We start from the raw sequence: 18555 nt of genomic DNA on the forward strand, positions 1-18555 counted from the left end.
GGCCGAACGGGCCGGTCGGCGGCGGACCGCGACGCGGGAGCTGACCCGGGCCCGCGCGGACCTGGACCGGGCCGAGAAGGAGCTGGCGACGGCCGACGCGGCCGAGCGGGACGGTGCCGCGACGCTGGACCGGATCGAGACCGAACTGGCCGAGCTGGAACGTCGCCGGGCCGTGGCCGAGCAGGAACTGAGCCGGGCCCGGCTGGCGCGCCGGGGCGCGGAACGGGCGGTCACCGCGGCCCGGCGCCGGGCCGGTGAGGTGGAGGCCGTGTTGGAGGCGCTGGACGCCGAAGAGGGGGATGCCGACACCGGTGACCACGCGGCAGACTGAGCGTGATGAATGGCTACGGTGGAGTCACGGCGACGGGCGGCCGATGACTCCGGAACAGCTCGCCGCCGCCTGCAAGCCGCTGGTGCTCGAACTCGGGGAGGCGTTCGCGCGCTGCCCGTCCACGCTGCGCCGGGCGCGGCTGCTCGGCATCTCCGGGTGGGCCTTCTACATCACCGGGCGGGCCGGTGCGCTCGGTGACGTCCGCGCCGAGACCGTCGCCGCGGCGCTCGGCTTCATCGCCCCGGAGGCGGTCACCGACGGCTGGGACGCCGCCGCGCGCACCGTCCCGCCGCTGGAGGTGGCCACCGCCAACCTCGCCGAGTGCTGCCGGTGGGGCACCGCCCGGCTGGGCGACGGCGCCGAGTCGTCCCGGCTCGCCGCGCTGCTGGGCCGGGCGGTCGACGCGGCGGACGGCAGCGGCATGCCGCTTTTCGCCGCCTGGCGGGCCATGCCGGTGCCCGACCCGTCGCCGGGTGCGCGGGCGGCTGTCGGGATGCTGCTGCTGCGTGAGCACTTCGCCGGGGCGTACCTGCTGGCGGTGCGCGCGGCCGGGCTGACACCGCTGGAGGCGGTGCTGGCCGGGCCGGAGGGCGAGGCCGGTGCCGCCGCGTGCGGCTGGGTGCCCCCGTACCCGCCGGTCGGGCCGCTGGTGCGGCGCCGGCTGTGGGCCGAGGCGGTGACCGACCGGCTGGCGTCGGCGGCGTTCCGCGTGCTGGAAGCCGCCGAGGGCGCTGAGCTGCTGGGTCTGCTCGGCGCCGCGCGGCAGCGCGCCCGCGGCGGATAAATGGGAGGCGATCCGGCCGGTGCGGCTGCCAGGATCTGGCCCGTGACGCTTCCCGCCGGCTGGTCGGCCCGCCGCCCGACCCTCGACGACGTGCCCGCGATCCTGGCGGTGGTGCACGCCGCCGACACGTTCGCCGTGGGCCACCCGGACTTCGACGACGAGGACGTGCGGTCCGCGCTGACCGCGCCGTTCGTCGACCCGGCTCGGGACTCGTGGCTGGTCGCCGACCCGGACGGCACGGCGGTGGCCTGGTCGATCCTGGCCAACCCGAGCGGTGTCGGGCGGGAGTGGGTGGACGTGCTCGTCGACCCCGACCGCGGCGCCGACCTGCGCGCGCCGCTGCTGGCCCGGCTGCTGGAACGCGTCGCCGAACGGGCCGCCGAGCGCGGCCTGCCCGCGCTGACCGCCCGCGCCGGGGTGTACGCGCCGGAGACCCGCTGGGCCGGTGAGCTGGCCGAGGCCGGGTTCACCCGGATCAAGCGCTACATCCGGATGAGCCGCTCGCTCGCCGACCTGCCCACCGAGCCGGCGCCCCCGCCCGGGGTGACGGTGCGGCCGCTGCGCGCCGACGACGAGGACGACCTGCGGCTGTTCCACCGGATCTACGACACCGCGTTCCGGGACACCCCCGACCACGACCCGCTCGACTTCGCGCAGTGGCGGGACCTGCTGCCGTCGTACGGCAAGGTCTGGGACGAGTGGTTCCTGGCCGAGGTCGACGGCGAGCCGGCCGGTGCGCTCCAGTCCTCCGACCAGGCGCTCGACCAGGACCGGGGGTGGGTGCGGACGCTGTCGGTGCTGCCCGCGTACCGGCGCCGCGGGGTGGGCGCGGCGCTGCTGCGCCGGGCCTTCGCGGTCTACGCGGCGAAGGGCCGCGCCGGGGCGGGGCTCGGCGTCGACCTGGCCAACCCGACCGCGCCGGTCACGCTCTACCGCTCCGTCGGGCTGGTGGAGGAGCACTGGGCCGACATGTACGAGCGGAGTGTGCCCGCCTCGCGGGTGTGACCCGGCACCCCTCGTACCGGGGTCGCCGAGCGCGGGTACGGCCGCCCGGCGCACACTGTGGGTGTGGGAGACGCGCTACGCCGACGCGGTGCCGGTGGGGCGGGACCGCAGCTCGGTGACGTAGTCGTCCGGCGCGCCCGCCTTCTCCGCGGCGTTCGCGAGCTCCGAGAGGTACCACGCGGTGGGCAGCCCGCCCTCGTACCCGTCGAACACGTAGACCCACGCCGTCACGTCGCCGTCGAGCGTCGAGACGCGGACGGTCAGCTTGCGGTACGTCCCGGAGGTCACGCCCTCGATCTCGTCGAGTTGCGCGGCGTCGTACGGGTGGATGTCGTAGAGCGCCACGAACACCCGGTCACCCGGGGACTCGACAACGGTGCTGACCGAGCCCTCCCAGCCGATGACGTCCTCGCCGGCGAAGGTGAGCCGCCACCCCTCAAGCCAGCCGGTGCCCACCATCGGCGAATGCGGGCAGTAGGCGCGCATGCGGGCGGGATCCAGGTTCGAGCCGTAAGCAGCGTAGAGACCCACGGCGACGACGATAGCCCGGCTGGCGGGTGGGGGAGAATACGACAGTGCGTGTCGGACGGGACGGGGAGAAGAAAGTCACTGTGAGCACTGTGAGCTTCGACGAAGGGATGGCTCGGTGAGCCAGATCGTGATCATCGGCGGTGGACCGGCCGGGTACGAGGCGGCTCTGGTCGCCGCGCAGTTGGACGCCGAGGTCACCGTCGTCGAGGCGGAAGGGGCCGGTGGCGCCTGCGTGCTCTCCGACTGTGTGCCCTCCAAGACGTTCATCGCCAGCTCCGAGGTGGTCACCGGCTACCGGGACACCGAGGAGTTCGGGGTGCACTCCGACGGCCTGGAGGCGGTCACCGTCGACGCATCGGCGGTGCACGAGCGGGTCAAGCGGCTCGCGCTGGCCCAGTCCGCCGACATCCACACCAAGCTCGTAAAGGCCGGCGTCGAGTTCGTCGCCGGCACCGCCCGGCTCGGCGAGGACACGCTCGGCCACACCCACCGGGTGATCGTCACCCCGGCCGACGGCGGCGCCGAATACTCGATCGCCGCGTCGACGGTGCTGGTCGCGACCGGCGCGACCCCCCGCCAGTTGCCCACCGCCGTACCGGACGGCGAGCGCATCCTGACCTGGCGCCAGGTGTACGACCTGCCCGACCTGCCCGAGCACCTGATCGTGGTCGGCTCCGGCGTGACCGGCGCCGAGTTCGCCAGCGCGTACCTCGCCATGGGCGTCAAGGTCACGCTCGTGTCCAGCCGGGACCGGGTCATGCCGCACGAGGACGCCGACGCCGCGATGGCGATCGAGCGGGTGTTCCGCAACCGGGGCATGAGCATCCTGAACAACTCCCGCGCCGAGGCGGTCCGCCGCGTCGGCGACGGGGTCGAGGTGGTGCTCTCCGACGGCCGGCAGGTCACCGGCTCGCACGCGCTGATCGCTGTCGGCTCGATCCCGAACACCGCCGACCTGGGCCTGGCCGAGTACGGCGTGGAACTGGCCCAGGGCGGTTACGTGACGGTGGACCGGGTCTCCCGTACCAACGTGCCGGGCATCTACGCGGCGGGTGACTGCACCGGCGTGCTGCCGCTGGCGAGCGTCGCGGCCATGCAGGGCCGGATCGCCATGTGGCACGCGCTGGGCGAGGCGGTCCGGCCGCTGCGGCTGCGTACCGTCGCGGCGAACGTCTTCACCGACCCGGAGCTGGCCACCGTCGGCGTCTCCCAGGACGAGGTGGACGCCGGCAAGACCCCGGCCCGCCAGGTGATGCTGCCGCTGTCCGGCAACGCCCGGGCGAAGATGGACGACCTGGCCGACGGCTTCGTCAAGCTGTTCTGCCGGCCGGCGAGCGGCCAGGTGATCGGCGGCGTGGTGGTGGCACCGAAGGCCAGCGAGCTGATCCTGCCGATCACGATGGCGGTGGAGAACAACCTCACCGTCAACGAGCTGGCGCACACCATCACCATCTACCCGAGCCTGTCCGGCTCCATTACGGAGGCCGCCCGCCAGCTCATGCTCCACGAGCTGGAGTAGCCCCCCCTTTGCTCGTCGATCATGGAGTTGCGGCCCCCGATCCGACCGGTACGCCCGGTCTGTGCGGGGTCACAACTGCATGATCGACGACTCTGGTCAGGGTGAGGTGCACGGCCAGGGTGGTCAGGAGGGCCGTCTCGGTCAGGATCAGCGCGCGCTCGATCAGGCCGAGCAGGGCGCGGTCGCCGGGGTAGGCGGACCAGATCATCGCGCCCGACAGCACCAGGCTGGCCACGGTCAGCCCGCGTAGCCAGGCGGCGGCTCCGGCGACCGGGTGGCGGGCCAGCAGCCAGCCGGCCACCGGCAGGGCCAGGAACGACAGCACCGAGGCGTACCGGTGCACGTACGCGGCGGTGTCCATCGGCGTACCCGGCTCGTTCGTGGGCACCACGGCGGCGGCCAGCAGCCCGGCCGACCAGGCGGTCAGCAGCGCCAGCGGCACCCGGCCCGCTCCGGCCCGGCGCAGCGACGGCAGCAGCACCAGGCTGGCCGCCGCGAGCACCGCCATCGCGGTGTCGATGACGCCGCCCCGATCGGAGACGGCGAAGTCGCTGACGGTCAGCGACCAGGGATCCAGGTCGTCGCTCACCTCGAGATGACCGACCATCGCGAGCACCGCCGCCAGGACGATCCCGCCGAGGGCCAACAGGCCGCTGCTCCGCGTTCCAGGCATACGGCCAGCCTGTCGCCGTAACCGCCCCAGACGGATCCGGGACCACCACCCACTTCGCTCCCCGGGTCGTCCCCTACCGGACCCCCGAGAACCGCGTCAGGTGAGGTCGGGTCGAGATGGATCGTCCGCCCGGTCTCCCGCCGGTTGCGCGGCGGCGATCGACGCCAGCATCTGTTCTCTGAGCTGCCCGCGCCGGGTCACGCGCTCGGCGTCATTCCATGCGGGATCGATTCGCCGAGCCCTGGCCTTGACGTCGTGCCACGCCGCCGCATCGCTCATGACCTGTTCTTCCTTCACGTCGATCAGGTGCTCGGGGGTCAACTGCCGGTCGAGTCGGCGGTGGCCTCGGCGCGGGTCTGCCGGTTGCTGCTGATCCAGGTCATCGCCCACCCGGCCAGCGCGAACCCCGCAGCGGCCACCCCGCCGATCAGCAGCAGCCGCCACGCCGAGTGGGTCAGCGCCGTACCGCCCAGATGGCCGACGAGCGCGCCGTAGCTGGACCATGCGAGCGCCGCCGCCGCCTCGTAGGGCAGGAACAGCCGGTACGGGTAGCGGCTGCGCCCGGCCGAGAAGCAGGCCGCCATGCGGCCACCTGGTACGAAACGGCAGAGCAGGATCACCATCGGCCCCGGCTCGCGCAGCCCACGGGTGACCCGGGTGACCGCCCGGCGTGCCCGTCCCGGTGTCGTGGCGCGCGCCGCGCGCCGGGTCGGCGTACTGCGGCCGATCAGGTAGCAGGCCAGGTCACCGATGAACACACCGGCAGCGCCGACCGCGATGGTGAGCGGCAGGCTGAGCCCGCCGTACACGGTCAGCGCCCCGCTGGTGATCATGACGAGCTGGGTCGGCACCACCGGGACGAAGGCGTCGGCGATCAGCAGGATCAGCAACAGCGCGTACGCCCACATGGGCGACGCGACGTCAGAGATGAGCTCGGCCACGACCGCCACCTCGCCGGAGTTCTCCGTTCGACCGGATCGAGCCTGACGCCGTGTCCGGCGTCACCACCACCGGCCCCGCCGCACGGTGACAGTCGACACCGGCAGGCCGTAGGTGTGAAACGAGGCGGCCCGCCCGCGAGTGACGGGCCACCGGCGCGTACACCACGGGGCGGGGCGGCGCATCGTCGATTCCCGGCGTACCGTTGGTCGGACGCGGCACCGGAGTCGTCGGGTCCCCCGTTCCTGACGACCGGGCCGCCGCGGGTCGCCGGCAGGTCCCGTGCCGGCGACCCGCACCCACTCTCCGAAACTCAGGTGCGCCGTCGATGCCCGCGCGCCTACGGTCGGGGCATGCGCAGCGCGGTAGTGACCACGACGCCGGGTGTTCCCGGCGCGCCGCACTGACGTTTCCGTCGACGAGGCCCCGGGGCGATCCGCTCCGGGGCCTCGCGGCGTACCGGGCCTGCTCGCCTCCGGGTCGTACCCGATCAAGGAGAGCGACATGATCGACCACCGCAGGCTCGGCCGGGACCTGGAGCTGTTCGTCTCCGACCCGCTCGCGGGCGCCGGGCTGCCGATCTGGCTGCCGGCCGGCGCCGCCGCCCGGCACGCCGTCGAGGAGTACGTCCGGGAGTTGGAGCGCCGGGCCGGCTACCGGCACGTCTACTCGCCGCCGCTCGGTAAGCGGGAGCTGTTCGAGCTGTCCGGGCATCTGGGCTACTTCGCCGACGACATGTTCCCGCCGATGCGGCTGAGCGCCGACGACGAGTTCGTGCTGCGCCCGGCGCTGTGCCCGCACCACGCGCTGGTGTTCCGCGCCCGCGGCCGTTCCTACCGGGAGCTGCCGCTGCGGGTCGCCGAGCTGGGCGGCATGTACCGGGCGGAGCGTTCCGGTGTGCTCGGCGGGCTGTCCCGGGTGCGGGCCATCTCGCTCAACGACGCGCACAACTTCTGCGCCCTGGAGCAGGTCGGTGACGAGGTCCGCGAGATCCTGCGGCTGATCGGCGAGGCGCACGCGGCGCTCGGCGTCCGTCCCGCCGGGTTGCGGCTGTCGCTGCGCGGGCCGGGCCAGCGGTACGTGGGCGACGACGCCGGCTGGGCGCGGGCCGAGGAACTGCTCCGCGCCGCGCTCGACGGGGTGGACGTCGTCGAGGCGCCGGGCGAGGCCGCGTTCTACGGCCCGAAGATCGACATTCAGATCGTGGACGCGGCCGGCCGGGAGTCGACCATCTCCACCGTCCAGCTCGACTTCGACAAGCCGGAGCGGTTCGACCTGTCGTACACCGACTCGGACGGCCGCCGGAAACGGCCGGTGATGGTGCACCGCAGCCTCGTCGGCAGCATGGAGCGGCTGTTCGCGTACCTGATCGAAGTGCATGAGGGCGCGTTCCCGGCCTGGTACGCCCCGGTGCAGTTGCTGCTGCTCCCGGTCGACGCGGCCCAGGCCGAGGCGGCCGTCGGGCTGGCCCGCCGGGCCGAGGCGGCCGGGCTGCGGGTCGAGGTGGACCACGCCGGTTCGCTGGGTGCCCGGATCCGGGACGCGTCCCGCCGCCGCGTCCCGTACACCGGGGTTCTGGGCCCCCGGGAGGCGGCCGACGGTTCGGTCTCGCTGCGCCTGCGCGACGGCCGGGTGCTCGACCCGATGCCCGCCGCCGAGGCGCTGGGCCTGGTCGGCGCGGTGGTCGCGAGCCGGTCGGCGGCGCTGCTCCCGGCCTGACCCCGGCCCGTCCGGGTGCCGGTGAGGCGCCCGGACGGGGACCGGTGTCGGACCTGTGGCCGGGTCCACGTCAGTTCCCGACCGGCGTGCCGGCACCGGCCCGCATCCCCGGCGGGCCGGCCGGGGCGGGCGCCGGCACCTCGTCTTCGATGACCGCGCCGCTGAACTGCGCCCGGTAGAGCCGGGCGTACGCGCCACCGGCGGCGACGAGCTGGTCATGGGTGCCCTGCTCGACGATCCGGCCCTGCTCCATCATCAGGATCAGGTCGGCGTCGCGGATGGTGGAGAGCCGGTGCGCGATGACGAAGCTCGTCCGGTCCGAGCGCAGCGCCGCCATGGCGCGCTGGAGCAGCACCTCGGTCCGGGTGTCCACCGAGCTGGTCGCCTCGTCCAGGATCAGCAGCGACGGCTCGGCCAGGAACGCCCGCGCGATGGTGATGAGCTGCTTCTCCCCGGCGCTGACGTTGCTGCCCTCCTCGTCGATCACCGTGTCGTAGCCGTCCGGCAGGCTGCGGACGAACCGGTCCACGAACGTCGCCCGGGCGGCGGCGAGGATCTCCTCCTCGGTGGCGTCCGGCCGGCCGTAGGCGATGTTGTCCCGGATGGTCCCGCCGAACAGCCAGGTGTCCTGCAGCACCATGCCGATCCGGCCGCGCAGGTCGTCGCGGCGCATCGTGGCGATGTCCACCCCGTCCAGCGTGATCCGCCCCGCATCGAGCTCGTAGAACCGCATGACCAGATTGACCAGCGTGGTCTTGCCGGCACCGGTGGGACCGACGATGGCGACCGTGTGACCCGGCTCGGCGACCAGCGACAGGTCGTCGATGAGCGGCTTCTCCGGGTCGTACCGGAAGGAGACGTGCTCGAACTCGACCCGCCCGTGCGGGTCGGCGACCCGGACCGGCTCGGCCGGGTCGGGGCTCTGCTCGTCCGCGTCGAGCACGGCGAAGACCCGCTCGGCCGAGGCCACCCCGGACTGCAGCAGGTTGGCCATCGACGCGACCTGGGTGAGCGGCTGGGTGAACTGCCGCGAGTACTGGATGAACGCCTGCACGTCGCCGAGGCTCATCGAGCCCGACGCCACCCGCAGGCCGCCGACCACGGCGATCGCGACGTAGCTGAGATTCCCGATGAAGAACATCGCCGGCATGATCAGCCCGGAGACGAACTGCGCGCCGAAGCCGGCCCGGAACAGCTCCTCGTTCTTGGCGTGGAAGGCGGCCTCGACCTCCTTCTGCCGGCCGAAGACCTTGACCAGCTCGTGCCCGGTGTACGCCTCCTCGATCTGGCCGTTCAGCTCGCCGGTGTGCTTCCACTGGGCGATGAACTTGCCCTGCGACCGCTTGGCGATCTGACCGGTGACCACCACCGACAGCGGCACCGCGACGAGCGCGACGACAGCCAGCAACGGCGAGATCCAGAACATCATCGCGAGTACGCCGACGACGGTGAGCAGCGACGTGAGCAACTGGCTCAGCGTCTGCTGGAGCGTCTGCGACACGTTGTCGATGTCGTTCGTGACCCGGCTGAGCAGCTCACCGCGGGGCTGCTTGTCGAAGTAGGGCAGCGGCAGCCGGTTGAGCTTGTCCTCCACGTCGGCGCGCAGCGTCAGCACCGTGCGCTGCACCACGCCGTTGAGGACCCAGCCCTGCGCCCACTGGAGCATGCTCGCGCCGACGTAGAGCACCACGGCGAACGCCAGCACCCGGCCCAGCGCGTCGAAGTCGATGCCTGCGCCGGGGATCACGTCCATCCGAGCCAGCATGTCGGCGAAGTTGCCGTTGCCCTCGGCGCGGGCCGCCTCCGCCGCCGCCTCGGTGGTGGTGCCGGGCGGGAGCTGCCGCCCGATCACCCCGCTGAAGATGATGTCGGTGGCGTGGCCGAGCACCTTCGGCCCGATGACGCTGAGCCCGACGCTGGCCAGGGCCAGCGCGAGCACGCCGGTGAGCTGGAGCCGGTACGGCCGCAGCCGCGCCAGCAGCCGCCGTGCCGAGGGCCCGAAGTTCATCGCCTTCTCGGCCGGCATGCCCATGCTCATGTGCGGCGGACCACCGCCGGGCCGCCGCCCGGCCGGAGGCAGCCGCGTCGGCTCGTTCTTCTGCTGCGGCACCGACGACGTCATGCGGCCACCTCCGCCGTCTGCTGCGACGCGACGATCTCGGCGTACGTGGGGCAGCTCTCCAGCAGTTCCTCATGTCGTCCCATGCCGACGACACCCCCGTCCTCGAGCACGATGATCTGGTCGGCGTCGACGATCGTGGAGACCCGCTGGGCCACGATCACCACCGCCGCGTCCGCGGTGACCGGCTTGAGGGCGGCCCGCAGCCGGGCGTCCGTGCCGAGGTCGAGCGCGGAGAAGGAGTCGTCGAAGAGGTAGATCTCCGGTTTGCGGACGAGCGCGCGGGCGATGGCCAGGCGTTGTCGCTGGCCGCCGGAGACGTTGGTGCCGCCCTGCGCGATCGGCGCCTCCAGCCCGCCCGGCATCTCGGCGACGAAGTCGCGCGCCTGGGCGATCTCCAGCGCGGCCCACAGGTCCGCGTCGGTGGCGTCCGGGTTGCCGTAGCGCAGGTTGCTGGCGACGGTGCCGGTGAACAGGTACGGCCGCTGGGGCACCAGCCCGATCCGCCGCCACAGCTCGTCCGGGGCCAGGTCCCGTACGTCCACGCCGTCGACCAGGACGGCGCCGGCGGTCGGGTCGACCAGCCGGGGGATGAGCGTGAGCAGCGTGGTCTTGCCGGCGCCGGTGGAACCGATGATCGCGGTGGTGCGGCCCGGCTCGGCGCGGAACGAGATGTCGTGCAGCACCGGGGCGCTCGCACCCGGGTACTGGAATCCGGCGCCGCGTAGTTCCAGTTCGCCGCGGCCGGTGACCTCGGTGACCGGGTCGGTGGCCGGCACCACCGACGAGTCGGTGTCCAGCACCTCCTCGATGCGCTCGGCGCAGACCGCGGCCCGGGGCACCATCATCAGCATGAAGGTGGCCATCATGACCGCCATCAGGATCTGCATCAGGTACTGCAGGAACGCGGTGAGCGCGCCGACCTGGATCTGACCGGAGTCGACCCGTGCCGCGCCGAACCAGAGCACCGCGACGCTGGAGACGTTCAGCACCAGCATCACGATCGGGAAGATCAGCGCCTGGAGCCGTCCGATCCGCAGTGCGGTGGTGGTCAGGTCGGTGTTGGCGACCCGGAACCGGTCGGTCTCGTACGGCTCACGGACGAACGCCCGGACCACCCGGATGCCGGTGATCTGCTCGCGCAGCACCCGGTTGACGGTGTCGATCCGGGTCTGCATGAGCCGGAAGCCCGGCACCATCCGGCGGATGATCAGACCCAGCGCGACTGCGAGCACCGGTACGCAGACCAGCATCAGCCAGGAGAGCCCGACGTCCTCGCGCAGCGCCATCACCACGCCGCCGACGCTCATGATCGGCGCGGCGACCAGCATGGTGCAGCTCAGCAGCACCAGCATCTGCACCTGCTGGACGTCGTTGGTGTTGCGGGTGATCAGCGACGGCGCCCCGAACCGGGCGACCTCGCGGGCGGAGAAGCTGTTGACGCGCCGGAAGATCGAGCCGCGTACGTCGCGGCCGAACGCCATCGCGGTCTTCGCGCCGAAGTAGACGGCGGCGATCGAGCAGGCGATCTGGAGCAGGCTGACGAGCAGCATCCACCCGCCCGTACGCAGGATCTGGTCGGTGTCGCCGACGGCGACGCCGCGGTCGATGATGTCGGCGTTCAGGCTGGGCAGGTAGAGCGAGGCGATCGTGCCGACGAACTGGAACGCCACCACGGCGGCCAGCCATCGTCGGTACGGGTGCAGATGTGTGCGGAGCAGGCGGATCAACACAGATGGCTCCCCGTTGGCGGCTCGGTGTCGGACTCGCTGTCCCGGTTCAACCGACGGAGGTCCCCGTCGGACATGCCGGTGATGATTTCGATCAGGAACTGGCGGATCACCGCCCGGTTGGCCGGGTCGGCGTCGACCGACGTCAGCGGCCGGTCGCTGTGGATCATGTCGCTGATGGCGCGGGCGTGTTCGCCGCCCTTGTCGGTCAGCGTGAGCCGGACCGTGCGGCGGTCCTCCGGGTCGCGGCGGCGGCTGACGAAGCCGTCGCGTTCGAGGGTGTCCGCGATGCCGGTGAGCGTGGCGGGCCGGACGAAGCACAGCTCGGCCATTTCCCGGTGGCTCACGTCGCCGGCCCGGAGGAGGATCATCAGGACCCGCATGCCGGCGGACGTGAGCCCGTGTTCGGCGAGGTAACGCCCCCAGTGCTGTTCGACCACGTGTCCGGCGATCGAGATCAGCCGGCCGAGTGGCGCGTGGTGCAACGCGTCGGGGAAGCGGACGAGCGGGCCCATGTTCACGAGCGTCAGGTTAGCCCCCGAACCATCAGGGCCCAAACTAATTCTGAGAATCTCCTCAGCCGCGATCGGCGCGGGTGCGTGGCGGCTCGTCCGGGGCGGTGGCGACGTACTCCCGCATCACCTCGCTGACCTCGCGCAGGAACGCCGTGGTGGCCTCGGCCTGCTCGGGGGTGAGCCGGGCGACCGCCCGGTCGACGCCGACGAGCATCGGGCGCAGCGCCTCCAGCACCTCGCCGACGGCGCTCTCTGTGACCTGGAGTCTGAGCCGGCGCCTGTCGTGCGGGTGCGGGGTCCGGGCGACGTGACCGGCCTGCACGAGCCGGTCGACAAGCGTGGTCGCCGAGGCGGACCGGATGCCGAGCCGGTTGCCCAGCTCGACCGGGCCCAGCGGCTCCGGGCTGGAGACCAGGTGGTCGATCGCGGCGGCGTCGGTCGCGTTGAGGCCCAGGCGGCGGGCCAGCGCGGCCCGCGTGTCACCGGCCAGGCCCAGCACGTCGCGCAGCGCGCGGGACGCCTCGCTGCTCGGTGGCGCGACCCGCGCGGACTCTCCGGTTGGCGGCACCCCCTCCATGGGGTAAAGCTAGCATCTCAGGTAGCTAGAAAATCTAGCTAAAGCGGGAGGATGCCATGCGCGGCGACGGGCGCGGACGCTGGTTCGGGCTGCTGGCCATCAGCCTCGGCGTAGCGATGATCATCGTGGACGCCACGATCGTGAACGTCGCGGTGCCGCAGATCATCCGGGACCTCGACATCACCTCCACCGACGCGCAGTGGGTGCAGGAGGCGTACACCCTGGTCCTCGCCGCGCTGCTGCTGGTCGCCGGACGCTTCGCCGACCGGTCCGGGCGGCGGCGGATGTTCCTCGTCGGGGTCACCGTGTTCGTGGTCGCCAGCGTGCTCGCCGCGCTCGCCGGCTCCGGCGAGACGCTGATCGCCTCCCGCGTGCTCCAGGGCGTCGGCGGGGCGATGATGCTGCCCACCTCGCTCTCCCTGCTCAACGCCAACTTCACCGGCCGGGAGAAGGGCATCGCGTTCGCCGTCTGGGGCTCCACCATCGGTGGTGCGGCGGCGCTCGGGCCGCTGCTCGGCGGCTGGCTCACCACCACGTACTCCTGGCGGTGGGCCTTCGGCATCAACGTCCCGGTCAGCCTGGCCGTGATCGTGGCGACGCTCGTGCTGGTGGCCGAGTCCCGGGACGAGCGGGCCGAGCGCGGGCTGGACCTGCTCGGCGCGCTGCTCTCGGTGATCGGCATGACCGGCGTGGTCTTCGCGCTGATCGAGGGCCGCACCTACGGCTGGTGGGAGCGGGAGCGGCCGTTCAGCCTCTTCGGGCTGGACTGGACCGCGTCGATCTCGCCGGTGCCGGTGGCCGCGCTGGTCGGCCTCGTCGCGCTCGGGATCTTCCTGGCCCAGCAGGTACGCCGCAACCGGGCCGGCCGTCCCGCGCTGCTCGACCTGTCGCTGTTCGGCATCGGCTCGTTCCGCAACGGCATCCTGGCCGCCGCGATCGTCAGCCTGGGCGAGTTCGGCCTGCTGTTCGCGCTGCCGCTGTGGTTCCAGAACGTGCTCGGCTACAGCGCCTTCCGGACCGGCCTGGCGTTGCTGCCGCTCGCCGTCGGCAGCTTCCTGGCCAGCGGCATCGGCGCGCCGCTGACCCAGCGCTTTGGTGCGGCCCGGGTGGTGCAGCTCGGCGTCGCCGCCGAACTGGTCGGCGTGGCCGGGCTCGGGCTCGTGGTCGCGCCGGACACCAGCTGGTGGGCGCCACTGGGCTTACTGTTCGTGTACGGCGTCGGCGTCGGCCTGGCCACCGCCCAGCTCACCGGCGTATCCCTGTCGCAGGTGCCGGTACGCCGCAGCGGCCAGGGCTCGGGCCTGCAGAGCACCGCCCGGCAGGTCGGCTCCGCGCTCGGCATCGCGGTGCTCGGCACCGTGCTCTTCGCCGGCCTCGGCGGGCTCCTCGGCGACCGGCTGGCCGATCAGCCCGGACTCACCCCGGCCCAGCGGGACCAGGTGGTGAGCGCGGTCAAGGAGAGCGCCGGCGCGGCGATCGGCGGGCTGGAGGCGGACCCGCGTACCGCGCCGATCGCCGAGGAGGCGAAGGCGGCGTTCTCCGAGGCCACCCGGTACGCGGCCTTCGCGGGCGCCGGATTCCTGCTGATCGGCCTGGTCGCCTGCCTGCGCCTGCCGGCCGTTCGCCACGGGGAGACCGGGGCCTCCCCGCCCGCCGAGGCGGAGCCGGCCCGCGCCTGAGCCGGGTCCCGCCGTTCTCGTCCCGCCGGCTCGGCGCGGGCGGGCCGCCGGGTCGGCGGCGGGTCATCAGCCGAGGGCCACCGCCAGCGCCGCGGCCACGAAGACGACCTGGAGCACGGTACGGACGCCGAGCGGCGTCACCGGGCGCCCGGCGAGCGTGAGCCGTCGCCGGGCGGCCGACACGTTGGCCGGGAACATGGCGAGCATCAGCAGTGCCAGCCCGGCGGCCGCCGGGCGCGCGGTGGCCGGGAACAGCAGTGCGAGCGCGCCGGCGAGTTCCAGCACGCCGGTGACGGTGACCAGCAGGGCCGGCCGGGGCAGCGCCGGCGGGACCATCGCGATCAGGTCGGCGCGGCGGGACGCGAAGTGGGCCACGCCGGTCAGCACGAACATCAGCGCCAGCCCCACCCGCAGCGCGGGGTGCCACCCGTCCAGGGCGTCCACGCCGAGCAGGCCGGCGATCCGGGCCAGCGCGGTGCCGGCGAGGAGTGCGATCAGGGGTGCCATTGTCGATCCCTCCGACGAGCATCTTGTCGCTGACAAGATTGCGTCGACGGGTGCCATCTTGTCAATGACAAGTTAGGGTGACGGCATGGCCTCGTACCACCACGGCGACCTCCGCCGCGTCCTGCTGAGCACCGCCGCCGAGGCGATCGCCGAGTCCGGTCCGGCCGCGCTGAGCCTGCGTGAGCTGGCCCGGCGCGCCGGGGTCTCGCACGCCGCGCCGGCGCACCACTTCGGCGACAAGGCCGGGCTGCTCACCGCGTTCGCCACCCAGGGCTTCGACCTGCTCGCCGACGCGTTGCGGCAGGCCGGGGACGACCTGCTCGACAGCGGCGTGGCCTACGTCGGGTTCGCGGTGCGACACCGGGCGCACTTCGACGTCATGTTCCGGCCCGAGCTGTACCGGGCCGACGACCCGGAACTGGTCGCCGCCCGCGCGCGGTCGGGGGCACTGCTGCGCGGCGGGGTCGCCCGCCACACCGGGCGGGAGCCGGACGCCGACGCGCTCGCCGCCTGGTCGATCGTGCACGGCTTCGCCACGCTCTGGCTCTCCGGCGCGCTGCCACCACGGGTGGGCGACGACCCGGAGGCCGCCGCCCGTACCGTGATCAGGCGGTTGTTCGACTGAGCCGGCCGGACGTCACCAGCTCGTCGGCAGCGGCATCCCCTCGGTGTAGCCGGCGGCGCTCTGCACGCCGACGAGCGCCCGCTCGTGGAACTCCTCCAGGCTGCGCGCCCCCGCGTACGTGAACGCGCTGCGCACCCCCGAGATGATCTCGTCGATCAGGTCCTCGACGCCGGGCCGGTTCGGGTCCAGATACATCCGGGCCGAGGAGATGCCCTCCTCGAAGATCGCCTTCCGGGCCCTGTCGAACGCGCTGTCCTCGGCCGTACGGGCGCTCACCGCGCGCGACGACGCCATGCCGAAGCTCTCCTTGTAGCGCCGCCCGTCGGCGTCGGTGTAGAGGTCGCCGGGGGACTCGTAGGTGCCGGCGAACCAGGAGCCGATCATCACGTTCGAGGCGCCCGCGGCCAGCGCCAGCGCGACGTCGCGCGGGTGGCGTACGCCGCCGTCGGCCCAGACGTGCCGCCCCAGCGAGCGGGCCGCCGCGGCGCAGTCGAGCACCGCGGAGAACTGCGGACGCCCCACGCCGGTCATCATCCGGGTGGTGCACATCGCGCCCGGCCCGACGCCCACCTTCACGATGTCCGCGCCCGCGTCGACCAGATCGCGTACGCCGTCTGCAGTCACCACGTTCCCGGCCGCCACCGGCACCGGCGGGTCCAGCCGGCGGACCGCCCGCAGGGCCTGGAGCATCCGCTCCTGGTGCCCGTGCGCGGTGTCCACGACGAGCGTGTCCACCCCGGCCTCCAGCAGCGCGGCGGCCTTGCCGGTGACGTCACCGTTGATGCCCACGGCGGCGGCGATCCGCAGCCGCCCCCGGTCGTCGGTGGCCGGCTTGTACAGCGTGGCGCGCAGCGCGCCCTGCCGGGTCAGCACGCCGACCAGGCGGCCGTCGTCGTCCACCACCGGCGCGAGCCGCCGCCGGCCCGCCGACAGCCTGTCGAATCCGGTACGCGGGTCCGCGTCCGCCGGCACGGTGTGCAGCTCGGTCGACATCACGTGCCGGAGCTGGGCGAAGCGGTCCACCCCGACGGTGTCCGCCTCGGTCACCACGCCCATCGGCCGGCCGGCCGCGTCGACCACGACCACCGCGCCGTGCGAGCGCTTCGGCAGCAGGTGGATGGCGTCACCGACGGTGTCGGTCGGGCCGAGCGTGATCGCCGTGTCGTGCACCAGGTGCCGCTGCTTGACCCAGCCGACCACGTCGGCGACGACCTCGATCGGGATGTCCTGCGGGATCACCGCCACCGCGCCGCGCCGGGCCACGGTCTCGGCCATCCGCCGGCCGGCGACGGCCGTCATGTTCGCCACCACGAGCGGGATCGTGGTGCCGGTCCCGTCGGTGGTGGCCAGGTCGACGTCGAGCCGGGAGCCCACCTCGGACCGGTTGGGCGCCATGAAGACGTCGTTGTAGGTCAGGTCGTGCGCGGGGACCGCGCCGTGAAGGAACCGCACCCGGCCATCATTCCCGCCCGGCGGCGCTCCCGCCCGCCGTGGTGGCTCAGACCACCCGCCCTCGCGCTGTCGCGCAGGGGTCCTTCCGCACTCCTCAGGCGATGGTGCAGATCGCGGCGCCGGACGTGATCACCGCGCCGACCTCGGCGGCGAGCCCGCTGACCGTGCCGGCCTTGTGCGCGTGCAGCGGCTGCTCCATCTTCATCGCCTCCAGCACCACGACCAGGTCGCCCTCGGCCACCTCGTCGCCGTCCGCGACGGCGATCTTCACGATCGTGCCCTGCATCGGGGAGGTGAGCGTGTCCCCGCTGACCGCGGCGCCCGCCTTGCCCCCGCCACCCCGGCGGGCCGGCTTCTTCGCGGCGGGCGCGGCTGCCGCCGTACCCGCGCCGAGCCCGGCGGGGAGGACGACCTCCAGCCGCTTGCCGCCCACCTCGACCACGACGGTCTCGCGCTCGGCGGGCTCGTCGGCGGCGCCGGCGGTGGCGGTGAAGGCCGGTACGGTGTTGTCCCACTCGGTCTCGATCCACCGGGTGTGCACGGCGAACGGCTCGGCGGTGAACGCCTCGTCGCGGATCACCAGGCGGTGGAAGGGCAGCGCGGTCGCCATGCCCTCGACCACCATCTCGTCGAGCGCCCGGCGGGCCCGCTCCAGCGCCTCGGTACGCGTCTCACCGACGATGATCACCTTGGCCAGCAGCGAGTCGAAGTTGCCGCCGATCACGTCGCCGGCCGAGATGCCGGTGTCCACCCGCACGCCCGGCCCGGAGGGCAGGCGCAGCGCGGTGACGGTGCCCGGCGCGGGCAGGAAGTTGCGGCCCGGGTCCTCGCCGTTGATCCGGAACTCGATGGCGTGCCCGCGCGGCGTCGGGTCCTCGGTGAAGCGCAGCTTCTCGCCGTCGGCGATGCGGAACTGCTCGCGCACCAGGTCGATGCCGGCGGTCTCCTCGGTGACCGGGTGCTCGACCTGGAGCCGGGTGTTCACCTCCAGGAAGGAGATCGTGCCGTCCGCGCCGACCAGGTATTCCACGGTGCCGGCGCCGTGGTAGCCGGCCTCCCGGCAGATGGCCTTGGCGCTGTCGTGGATCTGGGCCCGCTGGGCGTCGGTGAGGAACGGCGCGGGGGCCTCCTCGACCAGCTTCTGGTGCCGCCGCTGCAGCGAGCAGTCCCGGGTGCCCACCACGATCACGTTGCCGTGCTGGTCGGCCAGCACCTGCGCCTCGACGTGGCGCGGCTTGTCCAGGTAGCGCTCGACGAAGCACTCGCCCCGGCCGAACGCGGCGACCGCCTCGCGGGTGGCCGACTCGAACAGGTGCGGGATCTCCTCCATGGTGCGGGCGACCTTGAGGCCGCGACCGCCACCGCCGAACGCGGCCTTGATGGCGACCGGCAGGCCGTGGTCGACGGCGAACGCCATCACCTCGTCCGCGTTCGCGACCGGGTCCGGGGTGCCGGGCACCAGCGGCGCGCCCGCGCGCTGCGCGATGTGCCGGGCGGTCACCTTGTCGCCGAGGTCGCGGATCGCCTGCGGGGTGGGGCCGATCCAGGTCAGCCCGGCGTCGATGACGGCCTGGGCGAAGTCGGCGTTCTCGGAGAGGAAGCCGTAGCCGGGGTGCACCGCGTCGGCGCCGGAGCGGGCCGCCACGTCGATCAGCTTGTCGATGCGCAGGTAGCTGTCGGCGGCGGTGTCACCGCCGAGCGCGTACGCCTCGTCGGCGAGCGTGGCGTGCAGGGCGTCCCGGTCGGAGTCCGCGTAGACGGCGACGCTGGCCAGCCCGGCGTCGCGGCAGGCGCGGATGACGCGGACGGCGATCTCGCCGCGGTTGGCGATGAGAACCTTGCGCACCTTG

At 73.3% G+C, this 18555-nt stretch carries 17 protein-coding genes and 1 pseudogene; 7 read left to right on the plus strand and 11 right to left on the minus strand.

Features of this window, described 5'->3' with window-relative positions; genetic code table 11:
- From AC2CHG_RS08115 to AC2CHG_RS08125, 3 genes and pseudogenes are all read left to right on the plus strand, one after another.
- Positions 1–331 (plus strand): annotated as a pseudogene (locus AC2CHG_RS08115) (hypothetical protein); the annotation flags it as partial.
- Positions 332–374: 43 nt separating this feature from the next.
- Positions 375–1115 carry an SCO6745 family protein gene (locus AC2CHG_RS08120; RefSeq protein ID WP_484524469.1) on the plus strand — a complete coding sequence of 247 codons (741 nt, stop codon included), beginning with the start codon at positions 375–377 and terminating at the stop codon, positions 1113–1115.
- A gap of 42 nt (positions 1116–1157) precedes the next feature.
- The gene (locus AC2CHG_RS08125; protein ID WP_484524470.1) at positions 1158–2120 is read left to right on the plus strand and encodes a GNAT family N-acetyltransferase; all 963 of its coding nucleotides are present in this window, start codon (positions 1158–1160) and stop codon (positions 2118–2120) included.
- 75 nt (positions 2121–2195) lie between these two features.
- On the opposite strand, the gene AC2CHG_RS08130 is transcribed toward AC2CHG_RS08125, so the two are convergent.
- On the minus strand, positions 2196–2651 hold the full coding sequence (locus AC2CHG_RS08130; protein ID WP_262012572.1) for a gamma-glutamylcyclotransferase family protein: 456 nt from the start codon (positions 2649–2651) through the stop codon (positions 2196–2198).
- Between the two features lie 115 nt (positions 2652–2766).
- On the opposite strand from AC2CHG_RS08130, the gene AC2CHG_RS08135 reads away from it, so the two are divergent.
- Positions 2767–4170 carry an NAD(P)H-quinone dehydrogenase gene (locus tag AC2CHG_RS08135; protein ID WP_484524471.1) on the plus strand — a complete coding sequence of 468 codons (1404 nt, stop codon included), beginning with the start codon at positions 2767–2769 and terminating at the stop codon, positions 4168–4170.
- A gap of 19 nt (positions 4171–4189) precedes the next feature.
- On the opposite strand, the gene AC2CHG_RS08140 is transcribed toward AC2CHG_RS08135, so the two are convergent.
- The 3 genes from AC2CHG_RS08140 to AC2CHG_RS08150 form a co-directional block, all read right to left on the minus strand.
- A complete protein-coding gene (locus AC2CHG_RS08140) occupies positions 4190–4843 on the minus strand; it encodes a DUF998 domain-containing protein (protein ID WP_484524472.1) in 654 nt (217 codons plus the stop codon).
- A 96-nt stretch (positions 4844–4939) separates the two neighbouring features.
- Entirely contained in the window at positions 4940–5164 is a 225-nt protein-coding gene (locus AC2CHG_RS08145; protein ID WP_355506709.1) for a hypothetical protein, read from the minus strand.
- A complete protein-coding gene (locus AC2CHG_RS08150) occupies positions 5161–5784 on the minus strand; it encodes a DedA family protein (RefSeq protein ID WP_366622728.1) in 624 nt (207 codons plus the stop codon). Before AC2CHG_RS08150 ends, AC2CHG_RS08145 begins: the two co-directional genes overlap by 4 nt.
- A 502-nt stretch (positions 5785–6286) precedes the next feature.
- Here AC2CHG_RS08150 and thrS point away from each other — a divergent pair.
- A complete protein-coding gene (gene thrS / locus AC2CHG_RS08155; protein WP_355506705.1) occupies positions 6287–7501 on the plus strand; it encodes a threonine--tRNA ligase in 1215 nt (404 codons plus the stop codon).
- Positions 7502–7571: 70 nt separating this feature from the next.
- On the opposite strand, the gene AC2CHG_RS08160 is transcribed toward thrS, so the two are convergent.
- From AC2CHG_RS08160 to AC2CHG_RS08175, 4 genes are all read right to left on the minus strand, one after another.
- On the minus strand, positions 7572–9623 hold the full coding sequence (locus tag AC2CHG_RS08160; RefSeq protein WP_315985910.1) for an ABC transporter ATP-binding protein: 2052 nt from the start codon (positions 9621–9623) through the stop codon (positions 7572–7574).
- Positions 9620–11353: an ABC transporter ATP-binding protein gene (locus AC2CHG_RS08165; protein ID WP_262012566.1), complete on the minus strand. Its 1734-nt coding sequence runs from the start codon at positions 11351–11353 to the stop codon at positions 9620–9622. Before AC2CHG_RS08165 ends, AC2CHG_RS08160 begins: the two co-directional genes overlap by 4 nt.
- Entirely contained in the window at positions 11347–11865 is a 519-nt protein-coding gene (locus tag AC2CHG_RS08170; protein WP_262012753.1) for a MarR family winged helix-turn-helix transcriptional regulator, read from the minus strand. The genes AC2CHG_RS08165 and AC2CHG_RS08170 overlap by 7 nt, the downstream gene beginning before the upstream one ends.
- 61 nt (positions 11866–11926) lie before the next feature.
- Positions 11927–12442 carry a MarR family winged helix-turn-helix transcriptional regulator gene (locus tag AC2CHG_RS08175; protein WP_484524473.1) on the minus strand — a complete coding sequence of 172 codons (516 nt, stop codon included), beginning with the start codon at positions 12440–12442 and terminating at the stop codon, positions 11927–11929.
- A 56-nt stretch (positions 12443–12498) separates the two neighbouring features.
- On the opposite strand from AC2CHG_RS08175, the gene AC2CHG_RS08180 reads away from it, so the two are divergent.
- Positions 12499–14121 (plus strand): DHA2 family efflux MFS transporter permease subunit, encoded by a 1623-nt coding sequence (locus tag AC2CHG_RS08180; RefSeq protein ID WP_355506702.1) that lies wholly within the window; start codon positions 12499–12501, stop codon positions 14119–14121.
- A 66-nt stretch (positions 14122–14187) separates the two neighbouring features.
- Here AC2CHG_RS08180 and AC2CHG_RS08185 read toward each other — a convergent pair whose 3' ends face one another.
- Positions 14188–14628, minus strand: coding sequence for a DoxX family protein (locus AC2CHG_RS08185; RefSeq protein WP_484524474.1), 441 nt, complete (start codon positions 14626–14628; stop codon positions 14188–14190).
- Between the two features lie 85 nt (positions 14629–14713).
- Here AC2CHG_RS08185 and AC2CHG_RS08190 point away from each other — a divergent pair, with 85 nt between their 5' ends.
- The gene (locus tag AC2CHG_RS08190) at positions 14714–15253 is read left to right on the plus strand and encodes a TetR/AcrR family transcriptional regulator (protein ID WP_262012562.1); all 540 of its coding nucleotides are present in this window, start codon (positions 14714–14716) and stop codon (positions 15251–15253) included.
- Between the two features lie 12 nt (positions 15254–15265).
- Here the strand turns inward: AC2CHG_RS08190 and AC2CHG_RS08195 are convergent, their stop codons facing one another.
- Together AC2CHG_RS08195 and AC2CHG_RS08200 are read right to left on the minus strand one after the other, a co-directional pair.
- A complete protein-coding gene (locus tag AC2CHG_RS08195) occupies positions 15266–16705 on the minus strand; it encodes a GuaB1 family IMP dehydrogenase-related protein (protein WP_262012561.1) in 1440 nt (479 codons plus the stop codon).
- A 94-nt stretch (positions 16706–16799) separates the two neighbouring features.
- The gene (locus AC2CHG_RS08200) at positions 16800–18551 is read right to left on the minus strand and encodes an acetyl/propionyl/methylcrotonyl-CoA carboxylase subunit alpha (protein WP_355506697.1); all 1752 of its coding nucleotides are present in this window, start codon (positions 18549–18551) and stop codon (positions 16800–16802) included.
- Positions 18552–18555 lie beyond the last annotated feature (4 nt).

This window comes from Micromonospora sp. ATLC20 (assembly GCF_057196585.1).

Excerpts from the sequence above, each read along its gene's own strand:
- AC2CHG_RS08120 (WP_484524469.1), top strand. The coding sequence starts at position 375 with ATGACTCCGGAACAGCTCGCCGCCGCCTGCAAGCCGCTGGTGCTCGAA.
- AC2CHG_RS08140 (WP_484524472.1), bottom strand. The coding sequence starts at position 4,843 with ATGCCTGGAACGCGGAGCAGCGGCCTGTTGGCCCTCGGCGGGATCGTC.
- thrS (WP_355506705.1), top strand. The coding sequence starts at position 6,287 with ATGATCGACCACCGCAGGCTCGGCCGGGACCTGGAGCTGTTCGTCTCC.
- AC2CHG_RS08160 (WP_315985910.1), bottom strand. The coding sequence starts at position 9,623 with ATGACGTCGTCGGTGCCGCAGCAGAAGAACGAGCCGACGCGGCTGCCT.
- AC2CHG_RS08170 (WP_262012753.1), bottom strand. The coding sequence starts at position 11,865 with ATGGGCCCGCTCGTCCGCTTCCCCGACGCGTTGCACCACGCGCCACTC.
- AC2CHG_RS08175 (WP_484524473.1), bottom strand. The coding sequence starts at position 12,442 with ATGGAGGGGGTGCCGCCAACCGGAGAGTCCGCGCGGGTCGCGCCACCG.
- AC2CHG_RS08180 (WP_355506702.1), top strand. The coding sequence starts at position 12,499 with ATGCGCGGCGACGGGCGCGGACGCTGGTTCGGGCTGCTGGCCATCAGC.
- AC2CHG_RS08185 (WP_484524474.1), bottom strand. The coding sequence starts at position 14,628 with ATGGCACCCCTGATCGCACTCCTCGCCGGCACCGCGCTGGCCCGGATC.
- AC2CHG_RS08190 (WP_262012562.1), top strand. The coding sequence starts at position 14,714 with ATGGCCTCGTACCACCACGGCGACCTCCGCCGCGTCCTGCTGAGCACC.